The 13,695-nt window shown below is 69.4% G+C and carries 12 protein-coding genes and 1 riboswitch; of the genes, 6 read left to right on the top strand and 6 right to left on the bottom strand.

What is annotated here, in order from left to right; translation table 11 throughout:
* Nucleotides 1-149 precede the first annotated feature (149 nt).
* The 4 genes from ACZ6I1_RS25480 to ACZ6I1_RS25465 form a co-directional block, all read right to left on the bottom strand.
* A complete protein-coding gene (locus ACZ6I1_RS25480) occupies nt 150-1,643 on the bottom strand; it encodes a glycoside hydrolase family 3 protein (RefSeq protein ID WP_469290823.1) in 1,494 nt (497 codons plus the stop codon).
* 6 nt (nt 1,644-1,649) lie between these two features.
* Nucleotides 1,650-2,426, bottom strand: a complete 777-nt coding sequence (locus ACZ6I1_RS25475; protein ID WP_469290837.1) for a carbohydrate ABC transporter permease — start codon at nt 2,424-2,426, stop codon at nt 1,650-1,652.
* 146 nt (nt 2,427-2,572) lie between these two features.
* A complete protein-coding gene (locus tag ACZ6I1_RS25470; protein WP_469290821.1) occupies nt 2,573-3,598 on the bottom strand; it encodes a carbohydrate ABC transporter permease in 1,026 nt (341 codons plus the stop codon).
* 164 nt (nt 3,599-3,762) lie between these two features.
* On the bottom strand, nt 3,763-5,043 hold the full coding sequence (locus tag ACZ6I1_RS25465) for an extracellular solute-binding protein (RefSeq protein ID WP_469290819.1): 1,281 nt from the start codon (nt 5,041-5,043) through the stop codon (nt 3,763-3,765).
* A gap of 289 nt (nt 5,044-5,332) precedes the next feature.
* Here ACZ6I1_RS25465 and ACZ6I1_RS25460 point away from each other — a divergent pair, with 289 nt between their 5' ends.
* The 3 genes from ACZ6I1_RS25460 to ACZ6I1_RS25450 all read left to right on the top strand — a co-directional run bounded on the left by ACZ6I1_RS25460 (nt 5,333) and on the right by ACZ6I1_RS25450 (nt 8,636).
* On the top strand, nt 5,333-6,097 hold the full coding sequence (locus ACZ6I1_RS25460; protein ID WP_362393062.1) for a GntR family transcriptional regulator: 765 nt from the start codon (nt 5,333-5,335) through the stop codon (nt 6,095-6,097).
* A gap of 101 nt (nt 6,098-6,198) precedes the next feature.
* Nucleotides 6,199-8,442 (top strand): carbon starvation CstA family protein, encoded by a 2,244-nt coding sequence (locus tag ACZ6I1_RS25455; RefSeq protein ID WP_469290817.1) that lies wholly within the window; start codon nt 6,199-6,201, stop codon nt 8,440-8,442.
* Complete coding sequence (locus ACZ6I1_RS25450; RefSeq protein ID WP_469290815.1) at nt 8,442-8,636, top strand: CstA-like transporter-associated (seleno)protein; 195 nt, start codon at nt 8,442-8,444, stop codon at nt 8,634-8,636. The genes ACZ6I1_RS25455 and ACZ6I1_RS25450 overlap by 1 nt, the downstream gene beginning before the upstream one ends.
* 54 nt (nt 8,637-8,690) lie before the next feature.
* Here ACZ6I1_RS25450 and ACZ6I1_RS25445 read toward each other — a convergent pair whose 3' ends face one another.
* Nucleotides 8,691-9,275, bottom strand: a complete 585-nt coding sequence (locus ACZ6I1_RS25445) for a Uma2 family endonuclease (RefSeq protein ID WP_469290813.1) — start codon at nt 9,273-9,275, stop codon at nt 8,691-8,693.
* Nucleotides 9,276-9,353: 78 nt separating this feature from the next.
* Here ACZ6I1_RS25445 and ACZ6I1_RS25440 point away from each other — a divergent pair, with 78 nt between their 5' ends.
* From ACZ6I1_RS25440 to ACZ6I1_RS25430, 3 genes are all read left to right on the top strand, one after another.
* Nucleotides 9,354-9,854, top strand: a complete 501-nt coding sequence (locus ACZ6I1_RS25440) for a GNAT family N-acetyltransferase (protein WP_469290811.1) — start codon at nt 9,354-9,356, stop codon at nt 9,852-9,854.
* A 64-nt stretch (nt 9,855-9,918) separates the two neighbouring features.
* A riboswitch (adenosylcobalamin-variant (AdoCbl-variant) riboswitch) is annotated at nt 9,919-9,995 on the top strand.
* Between the two features lie 153 nt (nt 9,996-10,148).
* Nucleotides 10,149-12,536, top strand: coding sequence for a ribonucleoside-diphosphate reductase subunit alpha (locus ACZ6I1_RS25435; RefSeq protein ID WP_469290809.1), 2,388 nt, complete (start codon nt 10,149-10,151; stop codon nt 12,534-12,536).
* On the top strand, nt 12,536-13,552 hold the full coding sequence (locus ACZ6I1_RS25430; protein ID WP_469290807.1) for a ribonucleotide-diphosphate reductase subunit beta: 1,017 nt from the start codon (nt 12,536-12,538) through the stop codon (nt 13,550-13,552). The genes ACZ6I1_RS25435 and ACZ6I1_RS25430 overlap by 1 nt, the downstream gene beginning before the upstream one ends.
* Here ACZ6I1_RS25430 and ACZ6I1_RS25425 read toward each other — a convergent pair.
* Complete coding sequence (locus ACZ6I1_RS25425; RefSeq protein ID WP_469290805.1) at nt 13,507-13,695, bottom strand: hypothetical protein; 189 nt, start codon at nt 13,693-13,695, stop codon at nt 13,507-13,509. The genes ACZ6I1_RS25430 and ACZ6I1_RS25425 overlap by 46 nt on opposite strands.

Here is a 13,695-nt window from a genome sequence, read left to right as displayed (position 1 = left end):
AAACGCTCGGCTGGGAAACCCCAGCCGAGCGCCTGCATAAACTCCTCGCGGCCTAAACAACCGACCACGTGTTGCAACGACCGCTAGAAACCGCCTGAGGGGGGCCCGGCCCTTCGTGCGGGGAGGTGCGGGAGCCGCTCCTGCGCGGGCTACGCCCCGGCCAGGATTTCCGCTGCGGCGCGGCCGCAGGCGGCGGAGGCGCCGTGCGTCGCGATGTACAGGCGGCCCCGCGGCTCGGCCCTCGGGAGGCCCATCTCGACCACGACCGTGTCGGCCCGCGCCGCGACCAGCTCGTCGAGCACCTCCGTCATCCACGGGTGCCGGTGCGCGTCGCGCACCACCGCGACGACCGTACGGTCCCCCGCCGCCGCCAGGACGTCGCCCGCCGACGCACCCTGCGGGTACACGCCCGAGGCCGTACCGGGCACCAGCGCGGCCAGTTCGGCGGCCACGCCCCACGGGGTCTCGTCGCCCACCGCGATGTTCGCGACCGGGGCCAGCGTGGCCACGTAAGGGGCAGCCCCGGCAGCCCCCAGCGGGCTCGCCGCACCGGTGACGGCCACCGCCCGGCGGGCCGCCTCCAGGCCGATGCCGGACGCGCGGCCCCCCTCCGGTCGCGCGTCCGGCCTGGCCCGGCGGGTCCACTCGGCCAGCGCGCGGACCCGGGCGGCGGCCTCGGCCAGCCGCTCCTCCGGCAGCACGCCCTCCCGTACGGCCGCGACCAGCGCGTCCCGCAGCCGGAGCACGGTCGCCTCGTCGGCGAGCCCGCCGCCGACGCAGATCGCGTCGGCGCCGGCCGCGACGGCCAGGACCGAGCCGCGCTCGATCCCGTACGTCCCGGCGATGGCGTTCATCTCCATGCCGTCGGTGACGATCAGCCCCTCGTAGCCGAGCTCCTTGCGCAGCAGACCGGTCAGGATCTGCGGGCTGAGGGTGGCCGGGCGGGTCGGGTCCAGGGCGGGCACCAGGATGTGCGCGCTCATCACCGCCTTGGTGCCGGCCTCGATCGCCGCCCTGAACGGCACGAGCTCGCGGGCCTGGAGGGTGTCCAGGTCCACGTCGATGCGCGGCAGCGCGTGGTGCGAGTCGACGTTGGTGTCGCCGTGGCCGGGGAAGTGCTTGGTGCACGCGGCGACGCCGGCGGCCTGGAGGCCCTCGACGTACGCGGCGGTGTGCCGGGCCGTGAGGTGGGTGTCGGCGCCGAAGGACCGTACGCCGATCACCGGATTGTCCGGATTGGAGTTGACGTCCGCGGACGGGGCCCAGTTGAGGTTGACCCCGCACTCGGCGAGGCGCCGGCCCAGCTCGCGGGCCACGTCCCGGGTGAGGGAGGTGTCGTCGACGGCGCCGAGTGCCAGGTTCCCGGGGAAGGACGAGCCGCCGCGGACCTCCAGGCGGGTGACGTCGCCGCCCTCCTCGTCGATGGCGACCAGCACGTCCTCGCGCTCCGCGCGCAGCTGCGCGGTCAGCGCGGCGAGCTGCTCGGGCGAGGCGATGTTGCGGCCGAACAGGCCGACGGCGGTGAGGCCTTCGGAGACCTGGCGGAGCAGCCAGGCGGGGGCGGTGGTGCCCTCGAAGCCGGGCTGGAGGACGGCGAGGGCGTCGCGGGTGACGGTATCGGCCTTGTGCGCAAGGACAGTCATGGGCCGTTATCCCTTCACGGCGCCGGCGGTCATGCCGCCGACGGCCTTGCGCTGGAGGAAGATGAAGATCAGCAGGACCGGTACGGCGAACAGCGAGGACGCGGCCATGGTGGCGCCCCAGTCGTTGCCGAAGGCGGTCTGGAACTCGGTGAGCCAGAGCGGCAGGGTCTGCGCGGACTTGTCCTTGTTCAGGATCAGGACCATCGCGAACTCGTTCCAGGCGGTGATGAAGCCGAAGAGCGAGGTGGACATCAGGCCGGGGGCCAGCAACGGGAAGATCACCTTGCGGAAGGCCTGGCCGCGGGTGCAGCCGTCGATCTGGGCGGCCTCCTCCAGGGTCACCGGGACGGCGGCGATGAAGCCGCGCAGGGTCCAGATGGTGAAGGGGAGGACCATCACGAAGTAGATCGCGGTGAGCAGCGGCAGGCTGTTCAGCATCTCGCTGTCGCGGGCGATCATGTACATCGCGATGACCATGACCTCCCAGGGGGCCATCTGCGCCATCATCACGGCGAGTACGAGGCCCTTGCGGCCCTTGAACTTCATGCGGGCGATGGCGAAGCTCGCGGCGAGGGCGACGATCAGGGCCAGCAGGACGGCGCCGACGGTGACCAGGACGCTGTTGGTGACGTACGTCCAGAACTGGTCGACCCCGGTGGCCTTGGTGAAGTTGTCCAGCGTCGGGGTGAAGACGAAGACCGGGTCCTTGGTGAGGATCTCGCTCGACGGCTTGAGCGCCGAGGAGAACATCCAGTACACGGGGAAGACGAAGACGAGGGCCAGGAGGAGGGCGCCGAGGTTCTTGGCGACGGCTCCGGGGCGGAGCGGCCGGCGCGTACGGAGCTTCTGCGCGGGCTTCGCTGTCGGCGCGGACGAGCCGGACGAGCCGGACGGGCCGGACGGCGCGGGCTTCGGGGCGGTGGTCGTGCTCACTGCTCCTCCTCCTGCTTCAGGATCAGGCGGAAGTAGAAGGACATGACGATCACGAGGATGACGATCGTCAGGACGGAGATCGCGGCGGCGAGGCCGTAGTGGGCCTGGCTCTGGCCCTCGACGTAGGCGAAGACCGGCAGGATCTCGGAGGCGCGGTCGGGGCCGCCCTTGTTCATCGCGTAGACCTGGGTGAAGGCCTTGAAGACCCAGATCACCTCGAGGAACGTGGTGACGAGGAAGAACGGCTTGAGGTTCGGGAAGACGATCTTCCAGAAGGTCTGCCAGCCGTTGGCACCGTCCATCCGGGCGGCCTCGTACAGCTCGGAGCTGACGGTGGTCAGGCCGGCGTACATGTTGAGCGCGACGAAGGGGATGGAGCCCCAGACCACCAGGATCGTGACGATCACCAGGGTGGAGAGGCCGGTCTCCATCCAGTTGTGTTGTTCGTAGCCGGCGAACCCGGCGGTGCGCATGAGCCAGTTCATGACGCCGAACTGCTCGTCGAACAGCCACTTGAAGACCTGGACCGAGGCGACGATCGGCATGGCCCAGGCCATCACCAGCGCCATGGACAGGACCAGGCGCATCTTCGTGCCGAGCTTGTTCAGCAGGATGCCGATGAGGCTGCCGAGCACCATGATCAGCGCGACGTTGGCCAGGGTGAAGCCGAAGCTCCGGACGACCACGGTCCAGAAGTTCGCGTCCGCGAGCAGCTCGGTGTAGTTCCCGAATCCGGCGAAGGGGTACTTCCGCTGGATGAACTCGATCTTGTTGATGTCCTGGAAGGACAGGATCACGTTCTTGATCAGCGGATACAGCAGGAGGGTCGCGAGGCTGAGCACCGCGGGCCCGATCAGCAGGTAGGGAAGCCACCCCGACGGGAGCGGCCTTCCGGCTCCGCGAGGAGACCTACGGCCGCGGTCGTCGCTTGCGCCGGCCGGTGCCTTCGGCGGCGGCACGGCGGACTTCATCGGTGCGTCCTGTGGAGCGCTGGTCGCCGCCCCCTGGGAGTGCACAGTCATGGTCTTCGTTTCCTCGCGGTTGACTGTGGAGTCACATGCGCGACCGGGGGCGCGGCGGGCGCTGCGGGCGCCTGCCGCACCCCCCGGTGCGTTCACACTGCTGGGTACTGCGTGTGCTGCGTGTGCTGCGCGTGCTGCGCGTGCAGCCGGTACTGCGGGGTGGGCTACTTGTTGATGCGGTTCGCGATTTCCTTGTCCGCGTCCGCGCCCGCCTTGGCGGCGTCCTCACCCTTCAGGACCTTGGTCATGAACTCCTTGATGGGGTTCGGCTCGGTCTCCACGTTCGCCCAGCCCGGGGTGACCGGGGTGATCTTGCCGTTGACGCCGGCCTTGCCCATGGCCTCCGCGAAGGAGCCCGCGGCGGGGGTGAAGTTGGCGCCGGCCTGGTTCGGGAGCAGCGCACCCTTGGTCTCGGCGGCGTACTTGGTCATCTGGTCCTTGCCTGCGGCGAGGGCCAGCCACTCCTTGGCGAGCTCCTTGTTCTTCGAGCGCTCGGCCACCGCGAGGTTCGAGCCGCCGAGGAAGACGGTGCTGGTCTTGTCAGCGGTCTTGCCGGGGATCGGGAAGTAGCCGAAGTCGGCCTCCTTGCCCGCGTCCTTCAGGGCCTTCTCGGCGCCGCCGGCCTCCCAGCCGAGACCGATCCAGGAGGACACGCCGCCCTTGGGAACGATGTCGGTGGACTGCTGCGGGTTGGCCTCGTCCTTGTCCTTGGGGGCGGTGGAGAAGGACTGGAGCTTCTTGTAGAACTCCATGGCGGAGGCGGCCTGCGGGGTGCCCAGGGCGCCCTTCCACTTGTCGCCGTCCTTGACGGCGAGGTCGCCGCCCTCGTCCCAGATCAGGCCGGCGAGGACGTACCAGCTCTGGCCGGGCAGGTAGATCGGCTGCGAGGCCGGGTCGGCCGCCTTCAGCTTCTCGAGGCCGGCGATCCACTCGTCGCGGGTCTTCGGCGGGGTGACGCCCGCCTTCTCGAAGGCCTTCTTGTCGTAGATGACGACGCGGTTGGCGGCGTACCACGGGGCGGAGTAGAGCTTGCCGTCGACCTCGGCCGAGGCGAGCATGCTCTTCTGCCAGGCATCGGCGCCGAGCTTGGCCTTGTCCTTGGTCAGGTCGGCGAGGCCGCCGGTGACCGCGTAGCCGGCGGTCTGGGTGTTGCCGAGCTCAAGGACGTCCGGAGGGTTGTTCTCGGAGAGCGCCGTGGTGACCTTCTCCTGGATGCCGGTCCACTTCTGCTCCTCGACCTTGACCGTGACACCGGGGTGCTTGGCCGAGAACTCCTTGTTGACCTCGTCGATCCAGGCCTTCGGCGCGGAGCCGTCCATCACCCAGACGATGATCTCCTTGGGGCCCGCGTCGGCCTTGGCCTTGCCGTCGTCGCCGTTGCCGCACGCCGCGACACCCGCCAACATGCCCGCGACACTGACCGCCACGATGAGCTTGCGCTTCACGCCACCCTCCTCAGGGATGCCTGCCTGCACTTCCCTTGCCCGCCGCGGTGACATACGCGAAGTACTGCCGTGGGGCCGGGATCTGATCCATATTGGTTTAGACCAGTAGCTGGAGCTTGGCCTAGACCTTTAGGGGTGTCAAGGGTCTAATGAGCGGGTGCTCGGTCCGTTATCGGACCGACACCTGGGGAGAGAGAAGGCCTGTCCCCCCGCACGTGTCACGATGTGACCGCACATATCGGAGGAGCCGGTGACGGCAGCGAAACTGGAGTCGGGAAGGCGGGCGGCGATGGCCACCGAAGGGGCGATCACGGAGCCGGAAGGCGGGGCGGCCACCCGCACGGCGCGTGTACCCAAGTACTACCGACTCAAGCGGCACTTGCTCGACATGACCGAAACCCTGCCGCCCGGCACCCCGGTGCCGCCGGAGCGCACGCTCGCGGCCGAATTCGACACCTCGCGGACCACCGTCCGGCAGGCCCTGCAGGAGCTCGTCGTCGAGGGACGGCTGGAGCGGATCCAGGGCAAGGGCACCTTCGTCGCCAAGCCCAAGGTCTCCCAGGCCCTCCAACTCACCTCGTACACCGAGGACATGCGCGCCCAGGGACTGGAACCGACCTCCCAGCTGCTGGACATCGGGTACGTGACGGCCGACGACACCCTGGCCGGGCTCCTCAAGATCAACACCGGTGGGCGGGTCCTGCGCATCGAGCGGCTGCGGCTGGCCAGCGGTGAACCGATGGCCATCGAGACCACCCACCTGTCGGCGAAGCGCTTCCCCGCCCTGCGCCGTTCGCTCGTCAAGTACACCTCCCTGTACACCGCCCTCGCCGAGGTCTACGACGTCCACCTCGCCGAGGCCGAGGAGACGATCGAGACCTCGCTGGCCACCCCGCGCGAGGCCGGCCTGCTCGGCACCGACGTCGGCCTGCCGATGCTGATGCTCTCCCGGCACTCGCTCGACGCGGACGGGGAGCCCGTGGAGTGGGTGCGGTCGGTGTACCGCGGCGACCGGTACAAGTTCGTCGCCCGGCTCAAGCGGCCCGCGGTCTGAGAGCGGGCTCGTCCCTATATACCGGCAACCGGAATACCGGAATACGGACGGGGTCTTACGTTTACCAGGCAATCCCCCGTAGATTCCCTGCGCTTACGCAGATGATCGACGAGGGGACGAGGGTCATGCCTGAACCGGAAGCAACTGGGACACAAGGGAACACGGCGGGTCCGGGCAGCAGGCCGGGCTCGCCCTCTCCGAAGTCCATCGCCGCATGGGTGCTCGTCGGACTCGTCGGGGCCATCGGCTGGGGCGTTCTGGCCCTTTCGCGCGGCGAGGAGATCTCCGCCGCGTGGCTGCTCGCCGCCGCGCTGGGCTCGTACGCGATCGGCTACCGCTTCTACTCGCGGTTCATCGCCCACCGCGTACTGAAGGTGGACAAGACGCGGGCCACCCCCGCCGAACGCCTTGACAACGGTGTCGACTTCCACCCGACCGACCGGCGGGTTCTTTTCGGCCATCACTTCGCCGCCGTCGCCGGCGCCGGACCGCTCGTCGGGCCGGTGCTCGCCGCGCAGATGGGTTACCTGCCCGGCACCATCTGGATCGTCGTCGGCGTGATCTTCGCCGGCGCCGTGCAGGACATGGTGACGCTGTTCTTCTCCACCCGGCGCGACGGCCGTTCGCTCGGCCAGATGGCCCGGGACGAGATCGGCCCCGTGGGCGGAGCCGCCGCCCTCATCGCCGTGTTCGCCATCATGATCATCCTCCTGGCCGTGCTCGCGCTGGTCATCGTCAACGCCCTGGCACACTCCCCCTGGGGTGTCTTCTCCATCGGCATGACCATCCCGATCGCCCTCTTCATGGGCTTCTACCTGCGCGTCCTGCGACCCGGCCGGGTCACCGAGGTCTCGCTGATCGGTGTGGCCCTGCTGCTCCTCGCCATCGTCGCGGGCGGCTGGGTCGCGGAGTCCTCCCTCGCCGACACCTTCACCCTGGAGAAGGAGACGCTGGTCCTCTGGATGATCGCGTACGGCTTCCTGGCCTCGGTGCTGCCGGTCTGGATGCTGCTCGCACCGCGCGACTACCTCTCCACCTTCATGAAGGTCGGCACCATCGCGATGCTGGCCCTCGGCGTGTTCATCGCGATGCCCACCCTGAAGATGCCCGCGGTCACCGACTTCGCCTCGCGCGGCGACGGCCCGGTCTTCGCCGGCTCGATGTTCCCGTTCGTGTTCATCACGATCGCCTGCGGCGCCCTGTCGGGCTTCCACGCACTGGTCTCCTCGGGCACCACCCCGAAGATGATCCAGAAGGAGACCCAGGTCCGGATGATCGGCTACGGGGCGATGCTCACGGAGTCCTTCGTCGCCGTCATGGCCGTGATCACGGCCTGCATCCTGGAGCCCGGCCTCTACTTCGCCATCAACTCCCCCGGCGGCGTGATCGGCACCACGGTCGAGTCGGCCTCGCAGGCGGTCACGAACTTCGGCTTCGCCATCTCCCCCGAGGCCCTGGCCCAGGCCGCTAAGGACGTGGAGGAGACGAGCCTGCTCTCCCGCACGGGTGGCGCGCCGACCTTCGCCCTGGGAATGTCCGAGATCTTCGCCTCGGTGATCGGCGGAGGCTCGATGAAGGCCTTCTGGTACCACTTCGCGATCATGTTCGAGGCGCTGTTCATCCTCACCACGGTGGACGCGGGGACCCGGGTCGGCCGGTTCATGCTCCAGGACACCCTCGGCAACGTGCACAAGTCCTTCAAGGACGTCAGCTGGAAGCCGGGCGTGTGGCTCGCCAGCGCCGTCGTGGTCGGCGGCTGGGGCTACTTCCTGTGGGTCGGCGTGAAGGACCCGCTGGGCGGCATCAACCAGCTGTTCCCGCTGTTCGGCATCGCGAACCAGCTGCTGGCCGCAGTCGCCCTGGCGGTCTGCACCACACTGCTGGTGAAGTCGGGGCGGCTCAAGTGGGCCTGGGTGACGGCGGTTCCGCTGGCCTGGGACGCCACGGTGACGCTCACCGCCAGCTACCAGAAGATCTTCTCCGAGGACGTCCGGGTCGGCTTCTTCGCCCAGCGCGACAAGTACCAGGCCGGCATCGACGCGGACAAGGTGCTGCCGCCCGCCAAGAACATGGACGAGATGCACACGGTGGTCACCAACGCCACGGTGGACGGCGTCCTGTGCGCCCTCTTCGCAGTGCTGATCATCATCGTGCTGGCCGACGCGGCCCGCACCTGCTTCAAGGCGATCAGCAACCCGGAGTCGGCGAAGCTGGCCGAGGTCCCGTGGACGCAGTCGAAGATCATCGCTCCCGCGGGGCTGATCCCGACCGCCGAGGAGAAGGCCGAGCTCGCCGCGGCGGGCCTGGACTCGGGCGGCGGGCAGGTCAAGGAGCCGGTGGCCTGATGAGCCTGCGCAGCGCACTGGCGAGGGCGCGGTACTTCGTACGGGAGTTCTCGGGGGAGGCGGCCTACGACCGGTACGTCGCCCACGCCCGCGGCCACGACCCGGACGCGCAGGTCATGACCCGCCGCGCCTTCGAACGCGCCCGCACGGACGCCCGCGAGGCGGACCCGCGCGAGGGCTTCGGCTGCTGCTGAGCCCGTGACGGCCCGAAGGGTCCTACCGCCTGGCGGTAGGACCCTTCGGCTTGCTCAGCGCACCCAGTCCTTGAGGGGCTCGGTCTGGAGCGTGATGCCGACGGGGTCGGGAAGCTTGACTTCCTTGCCGAAGGGAACGGTGCGCACAGTCTCGTAGCCGACGCCATCCGGGTCGCTGTGGACGAGAACCTGGCACTTGAGCCGGTCAATGAGCAAGTACACGGGGATACCGGTCTGCGCATATGCCCGCGGCTTCTCGATCCGGTCGCGCCGCTCGGTATCGGAGTCCCACGAGGTCACCTCGACGGCCATCAGGATCGGGCTCGGATCCACCCAGTCGCCCTGCCCTACGAACGCGTCCTCGTGCGCCAGAACCCCGTCCGGAATAGCGCGGCCCTCCCGGTACTGCTCCGCCTTGATCCCCTGCCCTGCGTGCAGCCAGAGCTCCGGGTGGTGCTGCATGCAGATCCGCGTCAACCACTGGATGATCCGCCCGTGGTCCCCGTCTGGCATGGCCTTGCTCCTCAGCACCCCACCGATGAATTCCAGTCGCAGCCCCTCCTCCTCGCGGGCCGCTATGCGGGCCAGGGACTCGAACCGTTCGATCGTCATGTGGGGCCGGTCGGTCATCACGGTCATGCCTCACTCACCTTCATCGACGGTGCTGTCTCCGACGATAGCGCCGGGCACCGACACCCGTCCTGCACACTCGACCCCATGGACATCGTGATCAGGGAAGCACTGCCTGCGGAGTACGAGGCGCTCGGGGAGATCACCGCGCAGGCCTATCTCGGGGACGGGCTGCTCACCTTCGGCGAGGCGGACCCCTACCTCGCCCGGCTGCGGGACGTGGCCGGGCGGGCCGCGGACAGCGAGATACTCGTCGCCGCCCACAGCGACGGGCAGCTGCTCGGGGGTGTGGCCTTCGCCCCGCCGGGAAGTTCGTTCCGCGACATCGCGGGGTCCGACGAGGCCGAGTTCCGGATGCTGGCCGTCGCCCGGGAGGGCCGCGGGCAGGGGATCGGCGAGGCGCTCGTACGGGCCTGCATCGACCGCGCCCGCGCCCTGGAAGGCGTCCGGCGCCTCGTGCTGTCCACGTCCGACGACATGCCGACCGCCCACCGGCTCTACGAACGCCTCGGCTTCGTACGGACTCCCGCGCGGGACTGGGAGCCCTTCCCCGGCCTCACTCTGCGCACGTACGGTCTCGAACTGTAGCCGCGGCGACACAACATCTAGGGGGTCGCACACGAGGCGGCCCCCACATGTATGCTCATGCCTGCTGTCGCCGCAGGGGAATCCGGTGCGAATCCGGAACTGTCCCGCAACGGTATGAAAAGTCCGAGGACCTGCCGACGGTGCGCCCGGGTCGACCGAACCGGGTGCCGATACGTCCGGGCCTCGCGGTTGGGCCGGTGGACGCCATGCGGTGTACGCGTTCCTGCCACGCCCGCATGCGCCTCCCCGTGCCCGTCCGCCGAAGACCGGGCCGAGCGAGGGAGAGCTCCCGCCGTGACCATCGCGCCTTCCGCACCGCGCGCCGAGTCCGTTTCTGGCGACACCACCGAGGGCCCGGGGGCCACGCTGCTGCGTACCCTCACCGAACTGACGGCGGACCTCCCCGACACCGACCCCGGCCGGGTCGCCGCCGCCGCGCTGCGCGGCCGCAGCTCCGCCGCCGACGAGGCCGAACTGCGGGGGCTGGCCACCGAGGCCGCCGCCGGCCTGATCTCCGAGGACCCGGCGTACTCCAAGCTCGCCGCCCGGCTGCTGACGCTGGCCGTCCGCGACGAGGCCGCCGGCCAGGGCGCCACCTCCTTCTCCGCGTCCGTCGAGGTGGGTTACCGCGAAGGGCTCATCGCCGACCGCACGGCCGCGTTCGTCCGGGCCCACGCGGCCCGCCTGGACGCGCTGGTGGAGCACACCCTCGCCGAGGGCGCCGACGACCGCTTCGGCTTCTTCGGCCTGCGCACCCTGCACAGCCGCTACCTGCTGCGCCACCCGATCACCCGCCAGGTCATCGAGACCCCGCAGTACTTCATGCTGCGCGTGGCCTGCGGTCTCGCCGAGGACGAGAGCGTCCAGGCCGTCGAGGAAGTGGCCTCGCTCTACCGGCTGATGAGCCGCCTCGACTACCTGCCGTCCTCCCCCACGCTCTTCAACTCCGGCACCCGGCACCCGCAGATGTCCTCCTGCTACCTGCTGGACTCCCCGCTGGACGAGCTGGACTCGATCTACGACCGCTACCACCAGGTCGCCCGCCTGTCCAAGCACGCCGGCGGCATCGGCCTCTCGTACTCCCGCATCCGTGCGCGGGGTTCGCTGATCCGCGGCACCAACGGCCACTCCAACGGCATCGTGCCGTTCCTGAAGACCCTCGACGCCTCCGTGGCCGCCGTGAACCAGGGCGGCCGCCGCAAGGGCGCCGCCGCCGTCTACCTGGAGACCTGGCACGCGGACATCGAGGAGTTCCTGGAGCTGCGCGACAACACCGGTGAGGACCAGCGCCGCACGCACAACCTGAACCTCGCCCACTGGGTGCCGGACGAGTTCATGCGCCGCGTGAACGCCGACGCCGACTGGTCGCTGTTCTCCCCGGCCGACGTGCCCGAGCTCGTCGACCTGTGGGGCGACGCGTTCGACGCCGCCTACCGCAAGGCCGAGGAGGCGGGCCTCGCCCGCAAGACCATGCCCGCCCGCGACCTGTACGGCCGGATGATGCGCACCCTCGCGCAGACCGGCCAGGGCTGGATGACCTTCAAGGACGCCTCCAACCGCACGGCGAACCAGACCGCCGAGCCGGGCACCGTCGTCCACTCCTCCAACCTGTGCACCGAGATCATCGAGGTCACCAACGACGGCGAGACGGCCGTCTGCAACCTCGGCTCGGTCAACCTCGGCGCGTTCGTGGTCAACGGCGAGATCGACTGGGAGCGGATCGACGAGACCGTCCGCACCGCCGTGACCTTCCTCGACCGCGTGGTGGACATCAACTTCTACCCGACCGAGCAGGCCGGCCGCTCCAACGCCCGCTGGCGCCCGGTGGGCCTGGGCGCGATGGGTCTCCAGGACGTCTTCTTCAAGCTCAAGCTGCCCTTCGACTCCCCCGAGGCGAAGGCCCTGTCCACCAAGCTGTCCGAGCGCATCATGCTGGCCGCGTACGAGGCCTCCTGCGACCTCGCCGAGCGCAGCGGCCCGCTGCCGGCCTGGGAGCAGACCCGCACCGCCCGCGGCGTCCTGCACCCGGACCACTACGACGTGGAGCTGAACTGGCCGGAGCGGTGGGAGGCGCTGCGCGCCCGGGTCGCGACGACCGGCATGCGCAACTCGCTGCTGCTGGCCATCGCCCCGACGGCCACGATCGCCTCCATCGCCGGCGTGTACGAGTGCATCGAGCCGCAGGTCTCCAACCTCTTCAAGCGCGAGACGCTGAGCGGTGAGTTCCTCCAGGTCAACGCGTACCTGGTGGACGAGCTGAAGCAGCTGGGCGTGTGGGACGCGCAGACCCGCGAGGCGCTGCGCGAGTCCAGCGGCTCCGTGCAGGGCTTCGGCTGGATCCCGGCCGAGGTGCGCGAGCTGTACCGCACGGCGTGGGAGATCCCGCAGCGCGGTCTGATCGACATGGCGGCGGCCCGTACCCCGTTCCTCGACCAGTCGCAGTCGCTGAACCTGTTCCTGGAGACGCCCACCATCGGCAAGCTCAGCTCGATGTACGCGTACGCCTGGAAGCAGGGCCTGAAGACCACCTACTACCTGCGCTCGCGCCCGGCGACGAAGATCGCCCGCGCCGCGTCCGGCTCCGCCGTCCCGGCCGCCGTGACCCCGCTCCCGCAGGCCGTCGACGCCGACGCGCTGGCCTGCTCCCTTGAGAACCCCGAGTCCTGCGAGGCCTGCCAGTAATGAGCTCCACCGACACCAAGAACCTCCTGGACCCGGGCTTCGAGCTCACGCTGCGGCCCATGCGCTACCCGGACTTCTACGAGCGCTACCGGGATGCGATCAAGAACACGTGGACGGTCGAGGAGGTCGACCTCCACTCGGACGTCGCGGACCTGGCGAAGCTGACGCCGGCCGAGCAGCACATGATCGGCCGTCTGGTCGCGTTCTTCGCGACGGGCGACTCGATCGTCTCGAACAACCTGGTGCTGACGCTGTACAAGCACATCAACTCCCCGGAGGCGCGCCTGTACCTGTCGCGCCAGCTGTTCGAGGAGGCCGTGCACGTCCAGTTCTACCTGACGCTGCTCGACACCTACCTGCCCGACCCGGACGACCGGGCGGCCGCCTTCGACGCGGTCGAGGAGATCCCCTCCATCCGCGAGAAGGCCCAGTTCTGCTTCAAGTGGATGGACTCGGTCGAGAAGATCGAGCGGCTGGAGACGCAGGCCGACCGCCGCCGCTTCCTGCTGAACCTGATCTGCTTCGCCGCGTGCATCGAGGGCCTGTTCTTCTACGGCGCCTTCGCGTACGTGTACTGGTTCCGCTCCCGCGGCCTCCTGCACGGCCTGGCCACCGGCACCAACTGGGTGTTCCGCGACGAGACCATGCACATGAACTTCGCCTTCGAGGTCGTGGACACGGTCCGCAAGGAGGAGCCGGAGCTCTTCGACGACGCCCTCCAGCAGCAGGTCACCGACATGCTGAAGGAGGCCGTGGAGGCGGAGCTGCAGTTCGGCCGCGACCTGTGCGGTGACGGCCTGCCGGGCATGAACACCGAGTCGATGCGCGAGTACCTGGAGTGCGTCGCGGACCAGCGCCTGGTCCGCCTCGGCTTCCCGGCCGTGTACGGCTCGCAGAACCCGTTCTCCTTCATGGAGCTGCAGGGCGTCCAGGAGCTGACCAACTTCTTCGAGCGCCGGCCGTCGGCGTATCAGGTCGCCGTCGAGGGCACGGTCGACCTGGACGAGGACTTCTGAGCCGTGTGAACCGTTGATCGGCCGGCAGCCGCCTTGTGCAGCTGCCGGTCGATTCTGCGTTCCCGGGCCATGCCGTACAGGGAGGGACCGAGGAGCAGGGCGGCGAGGGCGAGGACGGTGAGGTAGTTCAGGAAGGTGCTCAT

This window comes from Streptomyces sp. NPDC046303, assembly GCF_055588085.1.
The sequence above is the reverse complement of the archived record's forward strand: the minus strand, read 5'-3'. Positions and strand labels throughout refer to the sequence as shown.

Excerpts from the sequence above, each read along its gene's own strand:
- ACZ6I1_RS25430 (WP_469290807.1), top strand. The coding sequence starts at position 12,536 with ATGAGCTCCACCGACACCAAGAACCTCCTGGACCCGGGCTTCGAGCTC.
- ACZ6I1_RS25450 (WP_469290815.1), top strand. The coding sequence starts at position 8,442 with ATGAGCCTGCGCAGCGCACTGGCGAGGGCGCGGTACTTCGTACGGGAG.
- ACZ6I1_RS25425 (WP_469290805.1), bottom strand. The coding sequence starts at position 13,695 with ATGAGCACCTTCCTGAACTACCTCACCGTCCTCGCCCTCGCCGCCCTG.
- ACZ6I1_RS25460 (WP_362393062.1), top strand. The coding sequence starts at position 5,333 with ATGGCCACCGAAGGGGCGATCACGGAGCCGGAAGGCGGGGCGGCCACC.
- ACZ6I1_RS25480 (WP_469290823.1), bottom strand. The coding sequence starts at position 1,643 with ATGACTGTCCTTGCGCACAAGGCCGATACCGTCACCCGCGACGCCCTC.
- ACZ6I1_RS25455 (WP_469290817.1), top strand. The coding sequence starts at position 6,199 with ATGATCGACGAGGGGACGAGGGTCATGCCTGAACCGGAAGCAACTGGG.
- ACZ6I1_RS25440 (WP_469290811.1), top strand. The coding sequence starts at position 9,354 with ATGGACATCGTGATCAGGGAAGCACTGCCTGCGGAGTACGAGGCGCTC.
- ACZ6I1_RS25445 (WP_469290813.1), bottom strand. The coding sequence starts at position 9,275 with ATGACCGTGATGACCGACCGGCCCCACATGACGATCGAACGGTTCGAG.
- ACZ6I1_RS25470 (WP_469290821.1), bottom strand. The coding sequence starts at position 3,598 with ATGACTGTGCACTCCCAGGGGGCGGCGACCAGCGCTCCACAGGACGCA.